The sequence below is a fragment of the Streptomyces sp. NPDC093544 genome (genome assembly GCF_040683495.1).
Classification (GTDB): Bacteria; Actinomycetota; Actinomycetes; order Streptomycetales; family Streptomycetaceae; genus Streptomyces.
Window position 1 is genome coordinate 63,668 of sequence record NZ_JBFBEA010000017.1, and the last position, 22,596, is coordinate 86,263.

Annotated in this window: 20 protein-coding genes; 11 read left to right on the top strand and 9 right to left on the bottom strand. The window is 64.4% G+C overall.

Going from position 1 to position 22,596, the window contains the following annotated elements; translation table 11 throughout:
- Positions 1–101: 101 nt before the first annotated feature.
- On the bottom strand, positions 102–329 hold the full coding sequence (locus AB0N66_RS25575) for a GntR family transcriptional regulator (protein ID WP_365439179.1): 228 nt from the start codon (positions 327–329) through the stop codon (positions 102–104).
- A gap of 471 nt (positions 330–800) precedes the next feature.
- Between AB0N66_RS25575 and AB0N66_RS25580 the strand changes: the two genes are divergently transcribed.
- The 8 genes from AB0N66_RS25580 to AB0N66_RS25615 all read left to right on the top strand — a co-directional run bounded on the left by AB0N66_RS25580 (position 801) and on the right by AB0N66_RS25615 (position 7,205).
- On the top strand, positions 801–1,148 hold the full coding sequence (locus AB0N66_RS25580; RefSeq protein WP_365439181.1) for a hypothetical protein: 348 nt from the start codon (positions 801–803) through the stop codon (positions 1,146–1,148).
- Between the two features lie 224 nt (positions 1,149–1,372).
- Entirely contained in the window at positions 1,373–2,044 is a 672-nt protein-coding gene (locus tag AB0N66_RS25585; RefSeq protein WP_365439183.1) for a hypothetical protein, read from the top strand.
- On the top strand, positions 2,035–3,120 hold the full coding sequence (locus AB0N66_RS25590) for a hypothetical protein (RefSeq protein ID WP_365439185.1): 1,086 nt from the start codon (positions 2,035–2,037) through the stop codon (positions 3,118–3,120). The genes AB0N66_RS25585 and AB0N66_RS25590 overlap by 10 nt, the downstream gene beginning before the upstream one ends.
- A 125-nt stretch (positions 3,121–3,245) precedes the next feature.
- The gene (locus AB0N66_RS25595) at positions 3,246–4,283 is read left to right on the top strand and encodes a hypothetical protein (RefSeq protein ID WP_365439187.1); all 1,038 of its coding nucleotides are present in this window, start codon (positions 3,246–3,248) and stop codon (positions 4,281–4,283) included.
- Between the two features lie 42 nt (positions 4,284–4,325).
- Positions 4,326–5,186 carry a hypothetical protein gene (locus AB0N66_RS25600; protein ID WP_365439189.1) on the top strand — a complete coding sequence of 287 codons (861 nt, stop codon included), beginning with the start codon at positions 4,326–4,328 and terminating at the stop codon, positions 5,184–5,186.
- 13 nt (positions 5,187–5,199) lie between these two features.
- Entirely contained in the window at positions 5,200–5,466 is a 267-nt protein-coding gene (locus AB0N66_RS25605) for a hypothetical protein (protein WP_365439191.1), read from the top strand.
- 4 nt (positions 5,467–5,470) lie between these two features.
- Entirely contained in the window at positions 5,471–5,926 is a 456-nt protein-coding gene (locus AB0N66_RS25610) for an RDD family protein (RefSeq protein WP_365439193.1), read from the top strand.
- Between the two features lie 88 nt (positions 5,927–6,014).
- A complete protein-coding gene (locus tag AB0N66_RS25615) occupies positions 6,015–7,205 on the top strand; it encodes a hypothetical protein (RefSeq protein ID WP_365439195.1) in 1,191 nt (396 codons plus the stop codon).
- Positions 7,206–7,222: 17 nt separating this feature from the next.
- On the opposite strand, the gene AB0N66_RS25620 is transcribed toward AB0N66_RS25615, so the two are convergent.
- The 3 genes from AB0N66_RS25620 to AB0N66_RS25630 form a co-directional block, all read right to left on the bottom strand.
- Positions 7,223–7,900: a hypothetical protein gene (locus AB0N66_RS25620; protein WP_365439197.1), complete on the bottom strand. Its 678-nt coding sequence runs from the start codon at positions 7,898–7,900 to the stop codon at positions 7,223–7,225.
- A 54-nt stretch (positions 7,901–7,954) separates the two neighbouring features.
- Positions 7,955–10,072 carry a hypothetical protein gene (locus tag AB0N66_RS25625; protein WP_365439199.1) on the bottom strand — a complete coding sequence of 706 codons (2,118 nt, stop codon included), beginning with the start codon at positions 10,070–10,072 and terminating at the stop codon, positions 7,955–7,957.
- A gap of 138 nt (positions 10,073–10,210) precedes the next feature.
- The gene (locus AB0N66_RS25630; protein ID WP_365439201.1) at positions 10,211–10,528 is read right to left on the bottom strand and encodes a hypothetical protein; all 318 of its coding nucleotides are present in this window, start codon (positions 10,526–10,528) and stop codon (positions 10,211–10,213) included.
- A 186-nt stretch (positions 10,529–10,714) separates the two neighbouring features.
- Here AB0N66_RS25630 and AB0N66_RS25635 point away from each other — a divergent pair, with 186 nt between their 5' ends.
- Positions 10,715–10,981: a WXG100 family type VII secretion target gene (locus AB0N66_RS25635; protein ID WP_365439203.1), complete on the top strand. Its 267-nt coding sequence runs from the start codon at positions 10,715–10,717 to the stop codon at positions 10,979–10,981.
- 123 nt (positions 10,982–11,104) lie between these two features.
- Here the strand turns inward: AB0N66_RS25635 and AB0N66_RS25640 are convergent, their stop codons facing one another.
- The 3 genes from AB0N66_RS25640 to AB0N66_RS25650 form a co-directional block, all read right to left on the bottom strand.
- Positions 11,105–15,562, bottom strand: coding sequence for an FtsK/SpoIIIE domain-containing protein (locus AB0N66_RS25640; RefSeq protein ID WP_365439205.1), 4,458 nt, complete (start codon positions 15,560–15,562; stop codon positions 11,105–11,107).
- Between the two features lie 157 nt (positions 15,563–15,719).
- Positions 15,720–16,178, bottom strand: coding sequence for a hypothetical protein (locus tag AB0N66_RS25645; RefSeq protein ID WP_365439207.1), 459 nt, complete (start codon positions 16,176–16,178; stop codon positions 15,720–15,722).
- Between the two features lie 60 nt (positions 16,179–16,238).
- On the bottom strand, positions 16,239–18,575 hold the full coding sequence (locus AB0N66_RS25650) for a PQQ-binding-like beta-propeller repeat protein (RefSeq protein ID WP_365439209.1): 2,337 nt from the start codon (positions 18,573–18,575) through the stop codon (positions 16,239–16,241).
- 87 nt (positions 18,576–18,662) lie between these two features.
- Here AB0N66_RS25650 and AB0N66_RS25655 point away from each other — a divergent pair, with 87 nt between their 5' ends.
- The gene (locus tag AB0N66_RS25655) at positions 18,663–19,280 is read left to right on the top strand and encodes a hypothetical protein (RefSeq protein ID WP_365439211.1); all 618 of its coding nucleotides are present in this window, start codon (positions 18,663–18,665) and stop codon (positions 19,278–19,280) included.
- Here the strand turns inward: AB0N66_RS25655 and AB0N66_RS25660 are convergent.
- Together AB0N66_RS25660 and AB0N66_RS25665 are read right to left on the bottom strand one after the other, a co-directional pair.
- Positions 19,267–21,039 (bottom strand): protein kinase, encoded by a 1,773-nt coding sequence (locus AB0N66_RS25660; RefSeq protein ID WP_365439428.1) that lies wholly within the window; start codon positions 21,037–21,039, stop codon positions 19,267–19,269. The two genes, AB0N66_RS25655 and AB0N66_RS25660, sit on opposite strands and share 14 nt — an antisense overlap.
- A gap of 65 nt (positions 21,040–21,104) precedes the next feature.
- The gene (locus AB0N66_RS25665; protein ID WP_365439213.1) at positions 21,105–21,953 is read right to left on the bottom strand and encodes a menaquinone biosynthesis protein; all 849 of its coding nucleotides are present in this window, start codon (positions 21,951–21,953) and stop codon (positions 21,105–21,107) included.
- A gap of 358 nt (positions 21,954–22,311) precedes the next feature.
- Between AB0N66_RS25665 and AB0N66_RS25670 the strand changes: the two genes are divergently transcribed.
- Entirely contained in the window at positions 22,312–22,515 is a 204-nt protein-coding gene (locus AB0N66_RS25670) for a cold-shock protein (RefSeq protein ID WP_037627265.1), read from the top strand.
- Positions 22,516–22,596 lie beyond the last annotated feature (81 nt).

Consider the following 22,596-nt stretch of genomic DNA (forward strand, 5'->3'; position numbering starts at 1 on the left):
ACGCCGGCCGCGACAGCGAGCGCGATCGCGCCTGTCGCGATCCATACCCCGTCACGTGCGGTGAACTTGCCGACGACCTGCCTGTCGCCGCCTCCACCTGGTCACCGGTCGGCGACGAAGGAGCCCATCCCCCGGGTGGTGGTGATCAGCCCTTCTGCCCGCAGGGCAGCGGTGGCTTTGCGCACGGTCACACGGGAGACGTCGAACTCCTGCTCCAGCTTCACCTCCGAGATGAGTCCGCGCACGGGGTATTCGCCGCTGGCGATCCGCTGTCGGACCACCTCGGCGATCTGCTGCCACTTGGGCCTCGTGGGGTCAAATTCGAACACAAGCGAAGTGTACGTAGACATACGGAGCTAGGCATAGCAGCCCCTTTAATAACCTAGGTATAGACAGGTCATTACATGTCGACCTACCGTGGGACGACAGAAGACCCCCGCGACCGATGGGACGGCCCGGGGGCATGGCCGAACGCTTCGAAGGAGCGCCAGCATGCAAAACCCTATCCTCCGACTCCTCGGATGGATCCTCACCGCCTTAACACCGCGCCCGAGCGGCCGACACCGAGCAACACGTCTCACCCGGCGCCTCTCAGCTACGCCCGCTCTCCAACTCCCCCACCGCGTCAGCCCACTTGATGGCTACGCATCATCACTCGTACGCCCCTACCTCCTGGGCGACGCCGAGTCACACCTGGAACGCCGCAGGCAACGCGAACGCCGCTACGCCCTCTACCTAGCAACACTCGGCATCGACGTCGGCTCGGCTCACATCCACGGCATCCCCGTGGGAGCCACCCAATGACCGCCCGCCCACCGGTCCGCATGTGCGCCCGCTGCCAATGCACCACCGACGAACCGGTCCTGGTCCACGAGGTACACGCGGCCACCGGCCCCGGCTTCAACGTCTACGCCTGCCCGGACTGCGCCGACCACTACCCACCCATGACGGACCCCCTGGAACTCCTCGAAGCCGAGGCCCCGAGACCGTCCCGGATGACCATCCGCGTCTACAAGGTCGACGCAGGGGGCGCCGTCGTCCAGGAGGGCGGCGCGATCCGTACTTGGACGGGCAGCCGCATCGACCCCACCCCACAGACCTCGGCTTTCCCACCGTGCAGCTGCCCAAGGTGCAGGACAGCCCGATAGCTCCAGCGAAGACACACCCATAGGTCTACCCCCGGACGCCACCCCGAGCGTCCGGGGCCAGCCCCATCAAGAGCCGACACGATCAGGGCACAGAAGGCGACCGTTTTGCCCCGCTAGATCATCAATCAGTCACCTCTTGAAGGAAGTCCAGCCTGGCGAAACCAACAGCCCCACCGATACCGTCATTGCTCTTGACTGCATTTTTGTCTTACGGGGAGTCCACTTTGAAGCGCCGCTCTTTGCCCGTTGCTGCCGCGCTCGCCGCGACCGCAACCCTGCTGCTGACCGCGTGCGGCGGTGGGGACGACAAGTCCAGCGACGGTGACAAGATCGCTGGCGCTCAACAGGGATCGGAGAAGCCGAAGGCGTCGTCGGAATCGCCGGCAGCACCGGCGGAGGACAAGCCGGACGGCGTGGACGTGTCCCTGCCCAAGGACATGAACCTGGTCTTCGACTGGGACAAGCCGGAGAGCGAGAACGAGGCGGCCGCGATGGCTGACGCCGCCAACTTCTTCCGGGCCATCTACCGGGGCGTCGACAAGCGCACGACCAAGGACGCGGCCGTGGCTGCCTACGCCACCGGCGAGGGGCTGAACTACGCGAAGACGCAGATCGACGCCTGGATCGACGGCGGCTGGACCGCCACCGGCACCCTGCGCCATTACCAAGCCACCACACGTTCCACCACGAACGGCAACGCGGTGGAGGTGGCGTTCTGCGCGGACTCGGGCAAGTTCTACGGCAAGGAAATCAAGACCGCGAAGGTCCTTAAGACCGAGCCCAGCATCGAAGACTTCGACTACTACAAGATCATCATGGTCAAGTTTCCCACGGGTACGGACCTGTGGCAGGCGTCCCAGGTGTTCGTCGAGACGAAGGCGGCGAAGTGCCAGTGAACGCATCGCGGCGCACAGTACTCAGCACCGCGGCCCTGACACTGGCCCTCAGTGCCTTCGTACTCACGGAATCCGCTTACGCGGCAAAGCCTGTGGGTTCCGACAAGGGAGCCAGCGCAGATCAGCAAGGCGGCGGAGACGGCACCGGCATCTACGCCGCCGCACAGGTCCAGTACTCCGGAGCTGTCGCCAAAGACGGCAGCAGTGGAAACGTGACCTCGTCCGACGTCAACTGGACGCCGCCACCTTGCTGGTACGCCCCTTACCTCGGCGCCAAGGACTTCAAGGAAAAGATGTCCAAGGACATCGAGAGCTCCAAGAACGCGCCCGGCATGGCTGGCCACGCAGGCGCGGCGATCGGCGAGATGGAGCGCCACTACGAGGATGAGTACGGCTGGACCGACACCCCCGGCTACAAGGACTACAACGTCGAGAAGGACGGCAAGGGGATGTTCTGGGCTGGTGTCGAAAACCCCAGCGAGCCGGATTATCTCAAGCGGAAATCGTGTACCGACCTGCCCTTCTGGGTCGACAACGGCGACGCCCCGCCGCCCCAGTACGAAGAGGCCATTACTCCAGAGATGCTCGCCGCTCTCGCGTACCAGCACATGCGGCTCCCCGATACCAAGGTCACCCTCGCCCCCGAGGGCAACACCAAAGTGAACCTGCCGACTTGGGCCTGGCTCGACGACGCAGTCTTCGACAAGGTCCAAGCGACGGCAGCCATCAACGTCCCCGGCTTCAACATCCAGGCGACAACGACCGCCACCCCCAAGTCCCTCACCCTCGACCCCGGCACCGAAGACGCGATCACCATCCCCGCCAACGGCGAATGCCCCATTGTCGACGGCAAGATCGGCGAGCCCTACGCCAAGGGCAGGTCCGAGGAGACCCCGCCCTGCGGCATCATCTACCGCCGCTCCTCCAGCGACGGCACGTTCCCCCTCAAGGCCGCCCTTACCTGGGAGATCAGCTGGACGGGCACCGGCCAGGCCGGCCCGGTCGGCATGCCCAACGGCACGATTGAGGCCGTCCAGGAAATCACCGTCCAGGAAATCCAGTCCGTCAACCGGTAAGCGTCCCCCGACAAAGCCAACGCTGAGACAAGTTGACCGCTCTCGTGCTGGCACAGGTTCTCACACAGTGGCAGGCGAGTTTTTGCCGCTAGCGAAAAGAATCAAGGAAGGAAAGGATCAAAGCAGTGGGCTTCAAGGGGATGGACGATGTCCAGGCACCGAAACTGGCTGCCGCCGTCGATGTCTTGGGGGGAACACTCACCATCCAAGGTGGGTTGATCAGCAACATTCTGGCAAAATGGGACGCAAAGGCGGAAGGCGTCTCTGATTTCCCGAAGAAGGCATCGTGGGCACAAGACGAGGCCAAAGACATCCGACGCCGCCTGGGATTGTCCAAGGACGATCCGGAGGCGATCCTCACCTTCGCAGGCCTCGCTGGTGCGCTAGAGACGTGGAAAGAGTTCAAAGAGGGCACCCTCAAGGACATCAAGACACCCCTCAAAATCCTCAAGATTCCGACCGCTATTGAGGCTTCGATCCACCTTTACGAACGGTGGGCCCAGGGCCAGAACGTAGCGGGCGCACGGGCGGTCTGGGAACTCAACAAGTACTTCGGATCATCCGCCGAGCGCATCGCGGCGAAGCGTGGCGAGCTCCTGAAGGAGCTCCTCAAGGACCAGAAGATTCGCAACTGGTACAAGGAGCCCTGGAAATGGCAGCAGGCAGTCCGGAACACTGCCATACGCCTCAAGATCCCGTTCGCCGCGAAGCTCTTCACCAAGGCACCGGGGGCAGGCATGCTCGCGCAGAGAGTCTTCCTTCCCCTCAGCATCATCAGCGGCGTCAAGGAGATGTTCCTCCCCACTCACGAAGGCGCCCAGGGCTGGGCTGACCGCGGCATGGGAGGCATCCAGGCCGCGGGTGCCGTAGCCGTGCTGGGCGGCGCGGGTATGGCCACAGCCCTTGGAGCATCCGCCGCAGTGGCCGCCGCAGTCCCCGTCGTAGGCTGGGTCGCCCTTGGCGTGGCCGGGGCCTACTTCCTGGGCAGTTGGGCCTGGGACAAGTGGGGGGACGACATCAAGGACGGCGCCAAGCAAGCATGGAAGGCCACGACGGAGTGGGCCGGCGACATCAAGGACAAGGGTGCTGAGATCGTCAACGGAGCCAAGAGTGCCGTCACCAACCTAGTCCCTAACACCATCCGAAAATACAAGTTCTGGTAAGCGAGCATCGGACGCTAAAGCATGCAAAGCCCTGAAATTGACATGGACCTCCAGGAGTTCCGCGGAATCCTGGCTGAGGCGCTCGCCGAAGGAGGGACCCAACCCCTCCTGAGGCTCACCGATGAAGAGATAGCCATTCTCGATCCCGACTCATTGACCGAATGCGTCGCCCCCACACCGCGGATCGGTGAACTCTCCGCCCAGGAACGCGAATGGGTCTACGCCACCGCGCTACGGTCTCTCGTCTCGCGTGAGGCGGTGGAAATCGCCAACATCGACGAACTCGACGCCGTGCTTCGAGCGTCTTCCGTGACCTCCGGGTCCGGCGACGGTGACTCCGACGCGGGCAGCAATCCGGCATCCACCCCTTCCGGTGTGGACCTCGACATGCGTATCACGCCCGAGGTAAGCCTCGCGCTGACCCTGCGGCGAACTGCCGCGCGGGCGCTGGCTGTCGAGCAGCACACTTCGACCGGTGTCACGCACATGCTGGTCTACATACACGCCGAGGACCTCTACCTCGTGGAGCGTGTCACCGCTGGCGGCCTGCACATGTTCACTCTCGCCAGCTCCGTCAAGGACGCGGCGGAGATGGTGCAACTCTTCATCGATCCCTTCGAGGTCGCAGACAAGGACGGCCGCGCCCAGCAGATCACTCCAGAGCAGATCAGCGCTGACAACGTCGGCAGCGCCCTAAGCGAGGCCATCAACAACGCGCTGGTGGTCGGCCAGACAGTGCTCCTCGCCGACGCGCCAGGTCCGCTCCTGACGACGTACGCCACCGATAAAGCCCTGTGGACGGTTTACGTCGAGAAGCCGAACGCTGCGACCGGCATTGAAGCACGCCCCGTCGGCAAGGCGACGCTACTCAAGCTGATCATCAAGCTGATCACCCCGAGCTGAGGAAGGCGGAGACGTGTCCAGAGAGAGCGATTGCCGTGAGGACGTACGCCTGCTCAAAAAGTACGCGGACGAACTTGAGCATTCCGTCGACAACGTCCAGACCCTCTCCGGTCCTGCCACATGGACGGGGCCCAAGAGTGATCGATTCCGCAGCGAGTGGTCCGGTCACAAGAAGCAGATCAAGGACGCCGTGGCCAACGCGCGCGCCGCGATAGACAAAGCGCTCAAGCGCGTGGAGCAGGAAGAGGAAGACAAGAAGAAGACAGGAACCGGGAACTAGCGCCGTGGCCAACCAGCAACGCACTCCGGCTCGCGACGCATCCCCCACTCAGGCACGCCGGGTAACCGCCGCGACCATCGACGCGCTTGCCGCCTTGGTATGCGGTCTCGCGGCCGGAGCCACGGCCGGCGTGAAGGTGGTCGACGGAGTGGTCGAGCTCCGGCCGCAGTCCCCCACGGTGTGGGGCGCAGCGCTCGGCGCGGCCCTCGGACTGTCCTTCCTCAACCACGTCCTACTCACGGTGACGACCCGGGCCAGCCTCGGAAAACTACTCACCGGACTGCAAGTGGTCCGCACATCCGACGGCGGACGCCCGGGCTTCTTCCGCCTCATCGGCCGCTGGCTTTTCGGCTTCTACTGGATGGTCGTCTTTGTTCCTATCCATCTGGCAACGGATAGCGATGTGGAGCAACAGGACGTGGTAAGCCTCCATATGGTGCGTCGAGTGCCCCGATCCTAGTCCCGTCAGTACAGAGAGGCAGAGTCTGTTGAGCGGCTTCAGTTCCTTGTCCCGCAGGCGACGGACCATCATTGGTGGTGGCGTAGCCATGGCCGCAATCGCCGGATTCACCATTTATCGGGTGACATCAAGCGATGCGGACCAGCCGTTGAACGTCGACTTCATACTCGGGGGCGGGGCTGAGGTAAACGGCAAGGGCGACAAGTTGGCCATCGTTGGCTCATACGAAGGCCTCGCCGCCTCCTCCGATGGCACCGTCTATCTGTTCACTCAAGAGAAGGACGGGATGGCGATGTGGCGGAAGAAGCCATCTGGTGCCGCCGAACGGATCCCCGTCACCGGCCTAGACACGGCCACGGCAGAGCAAGCAGCCGTGGCGCCCGACGGGTCCGTCTACCTCGCCGCAGGCGACCTCTGGAGGATCAGCCCAGGAGGGAAGGCAACCAAGGTCATCGACACAAGCTGCGAACAGCCCACTCCGCTCGCCACAGCAGTCAAGGAGTTCTGCACCGGGCAGGTCACAGGGGTGACTGTCACCGAGGACGGCTCTGTCTACATCGGCGATCAGGTGAATTGGGGGGACATCGCCTCGTATGTTCACAAGCTCAATGGCAACTCCATCGAGCTTGCGGCGGGGCGCCCGCCACAAGCCGGCGAGTCCTACAAGCAGTCCAACCCGGCAGTGAAGAACGGCATCAATCCGACCGCCGGAACAAAAGCGAAAGATGTGCTGGTTACGGATAACTGGAACTCTGGTTGGCTCGCGTCCGGCAAGGAAGGCCTCTATTGGAGGACTGGTCTTGGGATTGTCCAGGTCAACAATGACGGCACGTTGAGCCCGTTCGTTGGAGCCGCTTCTCCTGGAAAGATCACTGAAGCAAAAGGTCCTTTCGAAAGTGTGGGCCGTGCTCTCGATGCGGAGATCCAACGCAACGCCTCCGATGGCACTCGAGGCGACTTGGCCGTAGTTCCGGGGCGTGGCGAGGTTTACTACACAGAGGCAGGGGATAAATATACCCCCTCCCTGGAAGGCTCGTATCGCTGGCGTGGTGTCACATCCGATTCGCAGAAAGAGCTCATCGAAAAATCGACCAATGGCAAGCTTGTCTACCGAGTAACCAATGGCAAATTGGCTCCTGTAATCGGAGGAGTTCAAGCCATCGCTGCTTCCGACAGCGCTCTGTTCGTCGCAGTGGAATCCCAGTCCGGAGACGACAGAAGTAACCCGGAGAACCGGAGAACGGCAGTAGTCCAACTGCAACTTCCCGAGAGTAAGTAAGAAAAGCGCGTGCCGACTTACTTTGCCGCTTCATCCAGCTTACGCTGCTGCGCATCAACGATCTTTTGCGGTATGGCAATAAAATTGTGCTCGAACTGATCCGAGGCGGAGATCTTGGTCAACGATGCCCCGTTCTGGACCATCACGTAGCGAATCTTCCGGCCCATTTGGTACTCAAGTGAGAAGTCCACGGACTTATCTCCGAGATCGGTCTTGTTCGCCGCTACTTGGCGAATCCTGTAGTCCTCTCCGGAAAGTGTCACCTCAAACCCCGAACTGCAAGACGAGATGGCGTTCCTCAAGTCCTGCACGGCCTGCTCGGCCGCCGACTCCGACCCGGCGCTCGACAGCACAAGTTGAAAGCTTGCTTCCGGACTCTCGGAACCAGTCGATGTCCTGACAATGCTCCGCAGCGCCAGACGCTCGTCATTCGACGAAACCACAGGAGCCATCACCGCAACAATCGGCTGGCATGATTTCTGCACAGCCTGTGCCGACGGATCGGACTTGATGTCCGAATTATCGCGGATCGTGTACCCGGGCACATCACCCTGATTCAGTGCTGCCTGCTTTATTTGCGCCTTGGTCAGCGGCTCACTTCCCGCCGTTCCCTCATCTCCTCCGCACGCCGTTGCACTGAGTAGAACAACGGTCGTGGCGATGGTCGCAGCAACTCTTTTTCCGACAATACCCATTGCGCGCACCTCACTTGTAGTGCTTTCTAGATGAATGTCACCAGCCTGGCACAATTACCCATCCTGCCCGGGATAGTCCCGCCCGTCCCTGCCCGTTGAGAATTCTGGCCAGACCGCGTTGACAACCGCCGGATCTTGCAGCCATTTCCCGTAGGCAGTGCGCTGCGCATTCGTCATGTCGGAAACATCCTTGATCTTGCCGCCCTTGTCCAGGAAGTTCCCGTCACCCTTTGCGTAGTCCTTGGGATCGCCCGTGTACTCCTTGGTGGTCTTCTCTCCCTTCTCTCCGTCAGTCATAATCGTCACTTTCTCGATCCTGTCATGCTCCCGAGCCGAGTCTGCATTATTCTGGTAGTCGGTCTGCCAAGAGAAATCAGCTGTCGCTTCCTTGACTCCCTTAAATTGCTCTTTCAGACCCTTGGGAGCATCGTTCGCATCGACCTTCACAAGCTCCTTGATCCAACCAGTGGCAACGTCCGATCCCAGTCCGTAAGCGACCCCGATAGCTGCACCCTTGGCACCGGCCAACCCTGCTCCGCCCGTTGCACCCATCGCCACAGCGCCGGCCTTGTCGATCACCGAAGCCCGGAAGGCATTTGTGTCATTGACCCATTTATCGATGCCCATATCGAGTTCGGTCGAGGCCGTCTTGAATGTGGTCACATAGAACTGCTGCATCATGCCGCGTTTCATGGAATCATACGAGCCAGCATCTTTGGAGCTCTCGTGAGTCCCGTACGCGTGATCAAGTTCCTTCTTGTCGTAGGACTGGAAAAGCGCACTGAGAGTGCCGGCCGCTTTGGGATCACGAGCTGATTCCTCCATCAGTGATCGCCACATGCTCGCGGATGCTTCAAGGCCAGGACGGCTGCCGTCCTGGCCTTTCATGTAGTCCGCGAGGCTCCATTTGCTGGCATCCTTGAACTTCGCTTCACCTTTGGCCACGATATCGCCCCCCCAGAGTGAATTACCCACCGGCGAGGTGACCGCGTATTCAAGGTCTTTCCAATACGCTGTAATGATGCTCGCATAGAGAGCCTGAGTTCCGTCGACCGGATGCAGCCCCTTTGTGTCGGATCCGTTCCTGTGCTGATAATTGTCAAACAGGATCCGTGCTGTGTTCTTCTCGGCCAGCGATGGGTTCTCGCTCTTGAGTCCCACAGTCCCGGAATTGAGCAAGTCAAAGAACGCCTTCCCGCGTTCCTTCGGCTCATCCACCTTCCACGGGCCCGTTGGGTAAAGGGCCTTCAGGGCGAAACCATTATTATGGTCAAACCACTCACCGGAGGCCTCCGGGTTTTGCGAAATAGCGTCGAAGAGCTGAGTATAGTTATCCTTTCCCCACTCCCCTTCACCCATTCCGCTATTCCCGAAGAACCGAGTCTCGTCGGTCTTCGTATCCTTCTTGAAAACTCGATCACCAAAGGCTACAAGGAAGTCCTTGTCGTGCGAGCCTCCCTTAAGGAACGGAGTTAGCCGGTCAGGACGAAATCCCTCATACTCTCCCAATGCGGAATCGTCGAACCACTTGTTCCATGCCTGCTGCTTAGCCTTGGGCGAATTCCCCTCGAAGGCCACCTTCGTGAATGTTCCGAAGGTGTCTGCGATGACCGCACGATCCTTCTCTCGCTGGTCAGGGTGATCCTTGTAGAAATCATTGTTGTGGTCGCCCATTTCGTTGGACATCCACATCAGGCGCTGCGATCCAAGTGTGTTATAGAAAGCTTTCAAATAATCCGCATCTGCCTCGTTGGCGCGCAATTCAGCGAACATCTCAGGACTGATGTTGTCCCCGTTGTTCAACTTCTCCTTGAACTCATCGCCCAGTTTCTTTCCGTCAGCCTGTGACTGCTTGGTCTGTCCGACCATGCTTTCCTTGATCTGCACCATGCCTTTGTAGCCGTGGCCGTACTTCTGGTCCTCCCCGATGGCGAGATGGTGTCGGCGCCTGAGCATGGGAAGCTGATTCTCGGCCCACCCGGCGATGGCAAGCAGGTCGGTCAGCGGGGCCGTTTCGACGCCGTATCGCTCGAAACTCGACTTGATCCACGTCGCGCTGGACTTCAGCTTCTCCTGGTCCTTCTGGAGCGATTGGATCGTCTTGGCCAGCTGATCAGGGTCGATACCGGAGAACCCGTCCCCACCGCTGCCGCCGTCCTTGCCACTTCCCATGAAAGTCTCCCCGTTCAGTAAATCTTGCGTGCTTCAGATGCCTGGCTTGCCTGGCATGTCTTCGTATCTTCGTGAATTTTCTGCGAATATTTTGCGCGGATTCCTCGGGCAAGCGCTCCATGCGCGAGCGTGCGAGCGTCAGTAACGCAGATCCATCCGCATCATCTTCGCCTCGGAAAGCGGCACCTTCTCAGGCAGGGAGTCGATCTTCTTCTGCACCGCCGGGATGAGCTTGTCGATCTCCCTGATCATGCGGCCACGGTTGCCTTCAATTTCGTCATGCCATCCGTTGGCGGTCTTGCCGACCCAAGACTTTCTTTTGTCCCCAACATCCTGAGATGCGGTTTTCAGGCATTTTTTGAGCTCTTTGACCTCATCCACGAGATTCCCCTTCAACGTCTCGAGATGAGTTCGATAAGGGTTGTCGACCTTCGGTTGTTCGTTCGTCTCCCCCATTGGCCCTCCAGCGCGATGTCAAGATACCGTTCGGAAATTTTACAGGACTTCCGATTCAAGAATACGGAGCTTCCAGTGACCCGGGCAAGGAGCACTCCGGTAGCTGACGCAGCTCCGCCCGTTGCGATAGCATCGGGTTCGGCGGACGGAGGGTTCGTCTAGCTATCGACACACGGGGAGGAAGTCATGACGCTAAAGGGCGCAGATACCACTCGACTGCGGAGTCTTTCCACCACCTTCAAGACTCAGCACGGCAACCTGGACGATCTGATTCGGGCCATTTCGGCGGGTACGGGCCACAGCGAGGAGTTCTGGAAGGGCGGCCGAGCCAACCGATTCCGCGAGGAATGGGACAAACTGAAGCCGCAGCTTCAGAACTTCCTCACGTCTCTTGAGAATGCTCGCAAGGAGACGAACGACGCCGCCCAGGCGAACGACACTATCAACGACTAGTCAAGGATTAGTCGTAGCTGCGGGTCGGTCGACCGACCCCGCTTCGAGCAAACGCATTCGGGCCGGACAGCCTTGGAGCTGTCCGGCCCGAATGCGTTGCTACGCCTCAGAGATAAGGCGCCCCTAGTCCGGCAACACCGCCTGCGCCGGCGTGGCCTCTCCGCTCCGAACAAAGAGTCCACGACCGGTCGGCCCGCCACCCCCGCTGTTCGACGACAGGCGGATATTGAACATCTCACCGTCCGCCGTGCCCTGCGGGGAGAGCAGAAAGCCGTTGCGCGAACGCCGTGCCTGCACCACGAAGCCGCGGTACTGCGACGACAGCGTGTCGACCGCGCCAGCCGCGATCAGGCCAAGGCCTCCGTCCATGCCACGGCGCAGTTCCTCCTCGAGCGCCTCGTCAAGCGGGGTGTCATAGATCAACTCAGCGTCATCCACAAGGATCACGTACGGTCCCCGCGCACTGCTCGTCAGTGCTTGAAGATCGTCGGACGAGCTCTCGCTGTCGAGCGACCCGAGCACACCGGGCTCCGAGGCCAGGTCACGCAAGGGAGAACGCCGCGGGGTGATGAGAATGACCTCCGTGCCACGGCCGAGCAACGACATCGCCGCCGCCACCAGAGTGCTGGAGCGCCCTGACTTCGGCGGACCCGAGATGACGAAGCCGGGCCCCGACTCCTCCAAGTCCATACCGAGCGGCGACAGTTCGTCCCCGCCTGCCGCGAAGAGCGCCCACAGTTCCGACGGCGGAGTGGAGTCGGGCTGCAGCGCCAGGGCCTCAGAGGCCTTGATCCGCGCCGGCAGCACGTCGACCCGGATGGGCCTCTGATGAGGAACCGGACGTGGCCAGGTCTGCACCGCCATCCGTGCGATCTCCTGTAGCGCCGCCACCTGCGCCTGGCCACTCGGGTTCTCGGCGAGCAGCGCGATCTGGCTCTCCTGCACGCCGTCGTCCGTCGCCTTGAGGGTCCTGCCGGACGGCACCTCCTTGGGTACGTCCTTCGGCGTGATGCCCGCGAACGAGTAGTCCTGTGGGTCGGCAAGCCTCAGTACGAGCCGTTCGGCGAAGGAGCTGGCGATCTCGCCCATGAGGCCGCTGCGATCCGTGGCGAGAACTACTTTGACGCCAACGGCGGCACCCTCGCGGAACAGCCGCTTCGCTGCTTCGACGAGGCGTCCGTAGTCGTAGTTCTCAAACGCCAGGCGGAAAGCGTCCCACCCGTCGATGAGAACGACCATCCACGGCAGACGGTCCGCGGGCTCCGCGGCGGCGCGTTGCTCAGCAGCGCTTGACTGGCCCTTCTCCGCGAGGAGCATCTGTCGTCGTGTGACCTCGTCAAGGAGCCGTCCCAGCAGACGATCGACGCGAGCAGTCTGATCACGGGTTACGACCGCGCCGCAGTGCGGAAGGCTGGTCAGCGGGAGCAGCGCGTTGGCTCCGCAGTCGATGCCGTAGATATGGACGTCGTTCGGTGCGCAGTTCTGCGCAAGCGCTCCTGCGACCGTCCGCAGTGCTGTCGACCGCCCGGAGCGCGGACCACCCGCGATCATCAGGTGCTCCCCGTCGGCCAGGTCTAGCGCCAGTGCGGCACGTGCTTGCTGGGCCGGCAGGTCGGTGAGTCCGAAGGGCACGGGGCGGACCGTATCGGCGCCCGGACCCGCCTCGGGCAGAGCGGGCAGCTCCGAGGTCAGCACGTGCGAGGGAATTGGCGGCAGCCACGGGCTCCGGGGAGTGGCACAGCCGAGCTGCTGTGCCCCCGAGCCAATCGCCTCCACCAGTACAGCCAGGTCAGTGACCATCGTGCCGTCGTCGCCGTCGGCCTGCGTGGCTCGCGGTGGCGGATGTCCGTAAGCCACCCAGTCCAGGAGGTTCAAGCTGACCTGAGGCGCAGTGTCGAGGCCGGGCCGACGCCCACCGATACGCGCGGACTGGACTCCGACGAGCGACTGGGCTCCGGACCGTACATAGCAGCGACCGGGTGTCGCCTTCGAGATGTTGCCCGAGTCGGGGGCGTCAATGACGTCGCGCGATTCCTCGCCGTTGGTGACGCGAAGCGCGATACGAAGGTTGGTGTTGGCCCGGATGTCCGCGCTGACCACACCTGCTGGGCGCTGCGTCGCAAGCATGAGGTGCACACCCAGCGACCGGCCCCGCCTCGCGATGTCCACGAGCCCCGCGATGAAGTCGGGAAGCTCCGCGACCAGCGAGGCGAACTCGTCGATGACGAGCATGAGCCGTGGCATGGGCTCGAGTTCGTGCCTCAGTCTTCGGGCATCGTTGTAGTCCTCGATGTCCTTGGTCTCGGCTTCGAAGAGAATTTCCTCCCGTCGCTTCAACTCCGCGGCGAGCGACGCGAGCGCACGCTCCGTCAGGTGGGCATCAAGGTCGCTTACCATGCCAACGGTGTGCGGCAGCCGCGCACAGTCCTGGAAGGCGCTTCCGCCCTTGTAGTCGATGAGCACGAAGTTGAGGGAATCCGGAGTGTTACCCACGGCCAGCGAAGCGATGATTGTCTGCAGCAGCTCCGATTTACCGGCACCGGTCGTGCCTGCGATCAGTGCGTGCGGTCCGTCCCGCCGGATGTCCAGGACGAAGGGACCGTCGGCGGCCAGTCCGATCGGAGCAGCCGTGGTCGCCCCACCTCGCTGCCAGATCGAGGCGATGTCGGCACCGGTCGGGTTCGGCATCTCCAGCAGATCGAGCAGGCGCGCGGCCGTGGGCAGCGCACTGTCTGCGTCGTCTCGGCTCACATCCACCACGGGTGCGAGAGCACGGGCCATCCGTTCGCACCAGGCAGTGGAGACCTGATCTGCCAGTACGTCTCCTGCGGCCTCGTATCCGTATCCCCGAAGGTGAACCCTGCTCGCCGATTCCGGTGTCCAGCAGATGGCAGTGCGGCACTCTTCCGGCAGAAGCCGTTCGTCCTCGTCGACGCACAGCGCGAAGATTCCGTGAGCCGGCCCCTCCTGGAGCAGTTGAGGGACGCCGGGCACTCTGCGCAGCAACCGAGCGCCATCAAGGATGAGCAGCACCTGCGGGTCGGGACGGAGCACATTCAGCCCGCCGTTCTCCCTGGCGACTGCCTGGCGTCTGGTGAGTTCCGCGAGGAGTTCGGCGACCCGTCGCGAGATGGATTCCGCATCGGTGCCCATCAAGGCGACGCAGTTCTGGCCCTGCTGAGGACTCGTGTGAGGCAGCCATTGCGCCCAACTCCAGTTCTCCGCAGCGTCCGTCGCCGAGGTCAGCACCACCACGGAAAGGTCACGAGGGCTGTGGAGGACCGCAGCCTGAGCAGCCATCCACCGAGCGCTGGCTACCGCCCGTGGCCGGTCTCCTGCGATGCCGACCACTCCGAGCTCTGCGAATGGCAGTGTCAGCGGCACGTTGGTCACCACTGGAGGTTCCGGGTCGTCCACGTCCGCGCTGGCAGTGCGGGCGTTGGCCAGGTCGATCTCTGCACGGAGATCACTGAAACCGACCCTCAGGTGCATCGCGTCCGGGTCAGTGATCCGGCGTTCCCACAAGCGCCGCCGCGGACCGGTGGCGAACAACAAGAGCTGACCCGGGTCCGGGTAGGCCTCCCGCCTGCGGCGCTGATCGAGCTCGCTCAGCCGCTCCACCTCGACTTCATGCTCGGCCTTGGCCTTCCTGTACTCCTTCATGGCCGCTCGGTACTTCTTCTTACCGTGACGCCTGTCGCTGACCCATTGGCCGAAGATCATGATGGGCGAGAGAAGGCAGAACAGGAGCATGTAGATCATCTTGGTGACGAAGTACATGCCCACTCCGAAGAACAGGGGGAGCACCGCAGAAATGAGCTGGAAGCGCTGGGCTTCGTCCTTGTTCGGCGGTGCGGGGACGATCAGTCGCGGCTTCGCCCTCGGCGAAGTCAGGCGCGGCGGGCGGTTGTAGGCCAGACCACCCGCTCCGGCGGGCGAGAGGTGAGCATCGGGTTCACCGACTTCGGAGAGGCTGAACAGTGATTCGCCGGACTTCAGCAGTGCTCCCGGCTGCCACGCCTGCGGGCCGGACACCGGCTCGTCATCCAGGGTGAGTTCGGCGCCGTCGAATGGGGCGATCTCAATCCGCCCCTTGACGCCGACGGTCACCCTCGCGGCCAGCTGCGCAAGATAGGGGTCCTCTACCGAGAGTGTGGCAGTGGGCCCGGAGCCAATCGTGCTGACTCCTGCGGACAGCCGGGCAACTCGGCCTGCCCCGGCGCCACCGCTGACGGTGACCTCATACCTGCCGACGGGCTCGCCACTAACCATGAAGGGGCCGACAGATGGGTCGGTCGTGAGGCGGACCCCGTCCCTCAGCGCACTCCCGATCTTTGCCTCTGGTTCGCAGAGCCTGCCGTCCACCCACAGCCCTGCAACGGCGGCCGGCCGCTGCCACGAAGGGGCTTGATGCGGAAGAGGCGTCAGCACCCGCTGAGGCGAGAACGACGCAGGACCGCCTCGCCCATAGAGCCGGTCCACGGCCGCAGCCACTTCACCTGCGGTCGTACCGTCGTCAACGTTGATAACCGCGTCCTGTGGTGCGACTCCTTCCCGGACTACGGTCGCCCGCACTCGCATCGGGACGTGTCCCCCTCCCCTTCGAATCCTGCCGGTAATGATCTGAACCAAGCCGCTCAGAGCTTAGCCCGCAGTGGTCAGCCATCCGGGTGCGGCGCTGTGCACATATCGGGGAGGGACTAACTATGCGACAAATTGGGATAGTTCTCTCTTTTCTCTATTTATCCTCCGGATTGGCCATCTCCTCCAACGGGACCCTCGGAGCAAACGTGCGCATGGCCTCAGCCAAACGCTCTCGGTCGAGCGTCCAGAGGTTGATGTGCCTACTCGCCAGGAAGACCTCGTGATCGACATGCGAAGCCAGGCGGCCAGTCTGATCCCGGCTCAGGGCAGCGTTGGGCCCCGGAAGCACAGGGGCACCCGCTCTGCGGCGGAGGCCCACGTAACGCATCGGCGTCAACGCGGCAGTGTCCTGCTGCCACAACACCACCGCTTCGATGTCGCTCCAGGGAACGAAGGCGGTCTGACGCTCATGCCGTGCGGGTGCACCACCCAAGGTCACGCCTTGTTGATCGACGCGGAACGCGACGAGTCGCTTCTTCCACGCGCCGCTGAGCAGCTGGAAAGGCGTCCAGGTGAAGTGGACTTCGTACGCTGACGACGAATCTGCAGACATGACGATCGCAATCGCTCGGGTTCGCTGACTACCTACCTGACAAGAACTCTCTGGCCTATCTCACACCGCCGGCAGCGCATAGATCTCATACCCATGCGTAACCAACAGCCGGTTCCCCGAGATCGCAACCTGCCACGGCTCCCCCGGATCCTTGTTGTCGTTGTAGACCCAGCGTGGCTTGCCCGTCTTCGCTTCCAGGGCGTAGATCCCGCCTCCGTCCATGAGCGTGGCCGCATACAGGGTCTCCCCGGCCCGGAGGAACGTCTTCGCGGCCTCGTCGGCCCCGGGGTCCTCGCAGAGCCATATCTTCTTGCCCGTCTTGGCATCAAGGGCCCACACGCCGTGGTCGTAGTCGCTGACGTAGAGCACGCCGTCGATGACCGTGGGCTCGTGGAAACCGCGACGGCCGTTGGGCGACAGCGTCCAACTCGTCTTCCCGGAGTCCGCGTCGATCGCCGTCAGCGTCTCGCCGGGAAGGAAGACGAGGCCGGCGGCGACGGTGGGGGTCCAACTCCAGTCGTCGCCCAGTTTCTTGGTCCACAGCTGGGCGCCGGTGGCGGTGTCGCGGACGGTGAGGTTGTAGTTGGAGTCGGCGTAGACGAGGTACTTCCCATTGACCACGCCCTCGACGTCCCAGTCTTTGGTGCCCCAGTCGCGCTTCTGCAGCCACACCTGCTTGCCCGTGCTGTGGCTGATCGCCGCAATGGCCAGGCGGAAGTCTGTGGCACTGCGTGATTCGCCATAGTCCGTCACTTTGGCGTAGACGTTCTTCGCGTCGATGGCGATCGTCCCGTCGACCTGCAGCTCCTTGCTCAGGCGGCTGCGCCAGGATTCCTCGCCGGTGGCCACGTCCCGTGCGATGAGCACTCCGTCGTAGTCCGTGTCGGCCAGGAACAACCTGCCGTCGGCCAGCAGTAGGTGGGCACCCGGGCGGCAGGCCTCCTTACGGGACCAGCGCGCCTTGCCCGTCTTCACGTCGTACGCCACCAGGGGGTCACCGCTGATCAGCAGCACGCCGTCGTGGGTGAGCAGCGGCAGGCTGTCGGTCGTGCTGTCCTCCGCCACCGATTTGTGCCACAGCGGCTGCGGTGCGGTGCCGGCGGGTGGCGTGGTGAAGTTCTCCGCGGCCGGTTCGGCCGAACTGCCGTTGCCGTTTGAGCTCGTCGACGTCCCGGAGGAGGTGCCGTCGCGGGAGAGCCACCAGGCGGTGCCGCCGCCGAGCGCCGCGACGCCCGCGACACCGGCCGCGGTCAGGCCGAGGAAGCGTCGGCGGGAGGGGGCGGGGGCCGGGGCGGGCGGGCCGAGGTGGACGGTACCCGGGGAAGACCTGGCGTATCCCGGGGTGCCGCCTGGCGGGGTGCCATAGCCGGGTACGGGGGTACCGGTCGGCGGTGTCCCATACCTCGGCAGAGGCGTGCCACCGGGCACAGGCGTCCCGGCTGGCATCGACGGAGCCGGGCCGAAGGTCTGTGCCAGTACCTGCACCTGTGCAGGCTCCTCCGGAGCCTCCAGGTCCAGGATCCCCGCCGCGTGCGTGGCGATCGTCGAAGCCACCGCCGACGGGAGCCAGTTGGTCAGTACGTTCTCGACGCCGCCCGGGGCCAGGGCCGCCACGATCTCAGTCGGGGCCGGGCGCTGTGCCGGATCCTTCAGCAGGCACGCGCGGATCAGGCCGAGCAGGGACTGCGGTACGCCGGTGAGGTCGGGTTCGCCGTGGACGACCTGGTAGAGCATGGCCGCGTGGGAGACCGCGTCGTCGCCGAAGATGTTGCGGCCGGTCGACGCGAAGGCGAGGACGGCGCCGAGGGAGAAGACGTCGCCGGGCGTTCCGACGTCCCTGCCGAGCGCCTGTTCCGGGGGCATGTAGCCGGGTGAGCCGACCACAACTCCCGTCTGGGTCATACGGTTTCCGTCCACCGCGCGGGCGATGCCGAAGTCGATGACGCGGGGGCCATCGGCGGCAAGGAGGACGTTCGAGGGCTTGAGATCGCGGTGGATCAGGCCCGCCGCGTGGATCTCCTGGAGGGCGGCGGCCAGGCCCGCACCCAGCGCGCGGACCGTGAGTTCGGGAAGAGCCCCGTGCGCTTCCACCACGTCCGTGAGGTCGGGGCCGAGCACATACGACGTCGCCAGCCACGGCAGCGGTGCACTCGGGTCGGCGTCCACGACGGGAGCGGTGTAGCGGCCCGAGACGGCCCGGGCTATCTCGACCTCGTGCTCGAACCGGCGGCGGAAGTCGCCGTCCGCCGCGAGGTCAGGGCGTACGACCTTCACCGCGACGGTGCGTCCACCGGGCGAACGGGCCAGATACACCCGGCCCATGCCGCCCGCGCCCAGTCTTCGCAGCAACCGGTAGCTGCCCAATCCCCGTGGATCGTCCGGCTGCAGTATCTCCATGGTCGAGCCTTCCCCGTTGCGTGATGATGGTGTTCGCTATCGCAGACACAGTAGTAACGGGTGGGGCGGACGGGGAGGGCAGGTCCAGTGAGCGGATCGACGCGACCGAAGCGGCGACGGGCGGCCGCGCCTGCCCTCGGGTACAGCAGTTCCGGCGCCGGCAGGCCGTCAGCAACGGGGCGTTCCTGGAGGCGATCCCGCGCCGTCGGCTTCGCCTGTCTCGTCGTTCTCATCGGCCTCGGCGCCGTTGTCGCCCTGGCCATGGGCCCGCTCGCGTGGGCCGGTGACCTGTGGCACGAGGTGGCTCCGGACTGGCCGGGCGGCGGCTACGGTTTCGCCGTCACGGCGGGACTGCTGTTCCCTGTCTCGCTGCCACTCTTCGGGATGCCGCTGACTCGGGTGAAGTGGCGGCAGGACAAAGTTCGTTCACTGCCGTGGATCGCGCTCTCACTGCCGGGAGCGGCATCCGCCGTCCTCATCTCGGCCATCGCCATGCAGACCTGGCACCCCACACGCCGCAGCGGCTCCGGAGGCTGCTCGTCGTCCAGCGAACACTGCTGGATCAGCGGCCGTTACCCCTATGTCTCCCTCGTGGGCCTGGCCGCGACTCTCGTCGGCTCGGTGCTGCTCCTCGCGGCCTACGCCGCCTACGACAGGCGGCGCCGGACCTCCGACGCCGGTGCCCCGTCCACTACTCGACCCTAGACATCCGAGCCACCGGATCCCCCGCCTCCGCGTTGTCCGTCTCGTACTTGAGGTCGTCGCCGACGGGAGTCAGGCGTACCTCGTGCTCGCCGGTCGTGCAGACGTCGCGGTTGGACTCCTCGGCGACGCTTGTGACGACGAGCTGCTTGGACGTCACCTGTTTCAGGATGAGTACGTCGTCGCAGATGCCGCCGATCTGATCGGTCTGGCGGAAGGTGCCCAACTCCTCGCCCACGGCAGCCTGGTGGACGGTGACGCGGATGGTGCCCATGGGGAGGGTGCCGCTGAGCGCCAGGCCGTCGCCCTCCCAGGTGCCGAGGTAGGAGGCGGGGATCGACTGCTCCCCGGGAGCGGACGCGCTCGTCGACGTGGAGGGGCGGGTGTCCGTCGCCGAGTCGCCCGACTGGGTCGGCTTGTCCTCGCCCGGCAGCAGGTCGAAGAGGAACGCCGAGCCCACCGTCACCGCCGCCAGCGCTCCCGCGACCGCCAGAGCGACCGTGCAACTCAGCCTGCGGCCACGGCCGTTCACACCGGTCGCGGAGATGGCGGCCACACTGACGGAGACCTTGCCGGGGCGGTCGGCGGGCGGTGGCGTCGCATCGCGCGGCTCGCGTGGATCCGGGGCGTAGGTCTCACGTTGATCCGGGATGTAGGTCCCGCGTCGATCCGGTACGTAGCTGGGGCCGGCCGGCGTCATGACCGGCGGCGGCCCGAACTCCCCGGCCACCGAAGGACTGCCGCCGCCCGCCACAGATCCGCCGGTCCCCACCGAAGGACTACTGGTCCCTGCCGAAAGCTCACCGGTCCCCACCGAAGGCCGGCTGAACTCCACCGGCCCCGAAGCCGGCGGCCACCCCGTCTCCCCCGTCTCCAGGTTCAGCAACCGCACGGCGCTGCGGCTGACCTGCTCCACCATCGGTCCCGGCAGCCACCCCGCTGTCACCAGCCGGGCCGCTCCGTCCGGGGCGAGGCGGCGGGCCATGTCACCGGGAGTCGGCCGCTCGCCCGGGTCCTTCGCCAGGCACTCGGCGGCCAGGTCGCGCAACTCGCCTTCCAGGGAGCCGAGTCGGGGTTCCTCGTGGACCACCTTGTAGAGGAGGGACGCGGAGGAGTCGCCGGGGAAGGGCGGCTCACCGGTCGCCGCGTACACCAGCACCGCGCCCAGCGAGAAGACGTCCGCCTCCCCCGCGACGGTCTTGCCGAGGATCTGCTCGGGAGACATGTAGCCGGGGGAACCGACCGAGACGCCCGTCGAGGTCAGCGACGCCGTGCCGTCCGTGGCGCGCGCGATGCCGAAGTCGATGAGCAGGGGGCCGTCGAGGGTCAGCAGGACGTTGGACGGCTTGACGTCGCGGTGGACGAGGCCCAGCGCGTGGACCGCCGAGAGCGCTTCGGCGAGGCCGGCGCCCAGGACTCGTACGGAATGGAGCGGAAGCGGGCCGGTGTCGTTGATGGCGGCCGCGAGCGACGGGCCGGCCGCGTAGCCCGTCGCGACCCACGGCACCGGCGCCTCCGGGTCAGCGTCCAGGACCGGGGCCGTCCACGCGCCGCCCACCCGCCGCGCGGAATCGACCTCGCGGCGGAAACGGGCGCGGAACTCCTCGTCGAGCGCGAAGTGCGGGTGCACGATCTTGACCGCGACCGTACGCCCGCCCGCGCTGCGGCCCAGATACACCCGGCCCATGCCGCCGGACCCCAGCCGGCCGAGCAACCGGTAGGGCCCCACGACCGTGGGTTCGTCGACTCCGAGCGGCTGCATGGCGCTCATCCCTCTCCCCCGTACGCACTACTGCTAGCAGAGTAGTGCCGTGAGCCCCCGGGGCCTCAGGACTCCAGCAGCCGTACGTTCACGTCCGACGGGAATCCGGTGGTCGAGCCGACCCGGCGGGCGAACTCCCGTACGGCCGCCAGCTGCGGGCCGCCGAAGCGGAAGTCGAGGGTCGTGAAGTACCGCTCCAGGACCTTCTCGTCGAAGGCCTCCCAGCGTGCCGCCTGCTCGGCGACCTTGCCGACCTCGTCCAGGGACAGGTCTCTGGACGCCAGGAAGGCCTCGTGGACCTTGCGGGTGACGGCGGGCTCGCGCTCCAGGTAGTCGCGGCGGACCGCCCAGACGGCGAAGACGAACGGCAGGCCCGTCCACTCCTTCCACATGGCGCCGAGGTCGTGCACCTCCAGGCCGAGCTTCGGGCCCTCGGTCAGGTTGGCGCGCAGCGCCGCGTCGCCGATCAGTACGGCGGCGTCGGCCTCCTGCATCATCAGCGGGAGGTCGGGGGGGCAGGTGTAGTACGACGGCTCGACGCCGACCTGCTCGGCCAGCAGAAGCTGGGCGAGGCGGACCGACGTACGAGATGTCGAGCCGAGGGCGACGCGGGCGCCGTCCAGCTGGTCGAGGGGGACCTGCGAGACGATCACGCAGGACATCACCGGGCCGTCGCAGCCGACCGCGATGTCGGGGAAGGCGACGAGCTCGTCGGCGTGCTTGAGGAACTCGACGAGCGTGATGGGCCCGATGTCGAGGTCGCCCCGCACCAGCTTCTCGCTGAGCTTCTCCGGGGTGTCCTTGGTGAGCTCGAAGTCGAGGAGCGTGCCTGTTCTCGCGAGCCCCCAGTACAGGGGCAGGCAGTTCAGGAACTGGATGTGGCCGACGCGCGGCCGGTTGCGAGAATTGTCCACATCGCGAGGCTAGACCCAGTGAGGTACGGTGCAGGCTTCGGGTCCCTGAGTGGTTTCGGAAACCGTCCGTACCTCTCGTGTCAACCCCTGTGACAGGTACTGATCCACTGCGCCGTCAACCCAGATGCCTTGCTGGTCAAACCTCTGGGTGACGTGATCTTGCCCTCTATTGCTTTCAGCTGCCCGGGTAGCTAAGCTCGCCCGCAAGTTGCAGTTTGGTTTCCCTTGCAGTACAGAGCCTGCGGAGCATGTGACCGCGGGCTCTCGTCGTTTTCAGATGAATGCAGTTGTTTACACGCAGATGTTTACACCTTGCAGGTTCTGGAGCAGGGCAACCCTTTGGGCCCAAGGAGGGCTTATGGCTACCGGAACCGTGAAGTGGTTCAACGCCGAAAAGGGCTTTGGTTTCATCGCCCAGGAAGGCGGAGGACCGGACGTCTTCGTCCACTACTCCGCGATCAACGCCAACGGTTTCCGTTCACTCGAGGAGAACCAGTCGGTCTCCTTCGACGTGACGCAGGGTCCGAAGGGCCCGCAGGCGGAGAACGTAACCCCGCTCTAAGCCTGCGGCTCCATGAGCCCAGTGCTTTGAACAGGATCGGATAGCAGTACCCAAGGAGCCCCGCGGCAGCCTGTCGCGGGG